Origin of the sequence: Bradyrhizobium sp. (assembly GCF_016462955.1) — a bacterium.
Taxonomy (GTDB): Bacteria; Pseudomonadota; Alphaproteobacteria; order Rhizobiales; family Xanthobacteraceae; genus Bradyrhizobium.
In genome coordinates this window covers 866-2,166 of the sequence record NZ_JAEMSD010000783.1, presented here as the reverse complement: position 1 = coordinate 2,166, position 1,301 = coordinate 866, and the positions used below count along the sequence as shown (strand labels likewise).

At 63.5% G+C, this 1,301-nt stretch carries 1 protein-coding gene; it reads left to right on the top strand.

Annotation, left to right across the window (positions count from 1 at the left end):
* On the top strand, window positions 1–1,210 hold a 1,210-nt coding region (locus JHD07_RS38315; protein WP_291631675.1), incomplete at its 5' end, for an AMP-binding protein.
* Window positions 1,211–1,301: the final 91 nt, after the last annotated feature.

Below are 1,301 nucleotides of genomic sequence, written 5' to 3'. Positions count from 1 at the left end.
GATGGTGATCCAGGTCGGCGGCCCGGCGGCGTCAGGCACGATGCCGTTCGAAGAGGTCGCGGGCATGGGCAGAGCGGCGCATCGCGAACGGCTCGCCGCGCTCGGCGCCGCCCTGCAGTTCGACGATCCCGTCAACATCCAGTTCACCAGCGGCACCACGGGATCGCCCAAGGGCGTGACGCTGACCCATCACAACATCCTCAACAACGGCCATTTCACGGGACGCGCGATGCGCCTGACCGAACAGGATCGCATCTGCATTCCCGTGCCGCTCTATCATTGTTTCGGCATGGTCATGGGCAACCTCGCCGCGGTCACGCTCGGCGCCACCATGGTCTATCCGGGCGAGGGCTTCGATCCGCTCGCGACGCTGCGCGCAATCGAGCAGGAGAAATGCACCGCGCTCTACGGCGTGCCGACGATGTTCATCGCGGAGCTGGACCACCCCGAGTTCAAGAATTTCGATCTGAAATCGCTGCGCACCGGCATCATGGCGGGCGCGCCCTGCCCGATCGAGGTGATGAAGCGCGTCAACACCGAAATGAACATGCGCGAGGTCACCATCGCCTACGGCATGACCGAGACCAGCCCGGTCAGTTTTCAGAGTGCAACCGACGATCCGCTCGAGCGGCGCGTCTCCACAGTCGGCCGCATCCACCCGCATGTCGAGGTCAAGGTCGTCGATCTCGAGGGCAAGATCGTCAAGCGGGGCGAACGCGGCGAGCTCTGCACCCGCGGCTACAGCGTCATGCTGGGTTATTGGGAGGAGAAGGAGAAGACCGCCGATGTGCTCGACGCCAACGGCTGGATGCACACCGGCGACCTCGCCACGATTGACGACGAGGGCTATTGCAACATCGTCGGGCGCATCAAGGACCTGGTGATCCGCGGCGGCGAGAATCTCTACCCGCGCGAGATCGAGGAGTTTCTGTACCGTCATCCCAAGATCCAGGACGTGCAGATTTTTGGCGTCGCAGACACCCGCTACGGCGAGGAGCTCTGCGCCTGGGTCCGCGTCAGGCCGGGCGAGGCCCTGACCGCCGAGGAGGTCCGCGCCTTCTGCGAGGGCCAGATCGCCCACAACAAGATCCCGCGCTACGTCGAATTCGTCGACGAGTTTCCGATGACCGTGACCGGAAAGATCCAGAAATTCCTGATGCGCGATGCCGTCGAGCAGCGGCTGGGATTGAAGGCGGCGAAGACGGCGTGAGGCGCATCGTCATTGCGAGGAGCTCTTGCGACGAAGCAATCAGAAACTTTCCGCGGAGACAGACTGGATTGCTTCGCTACGCTCGCAATGA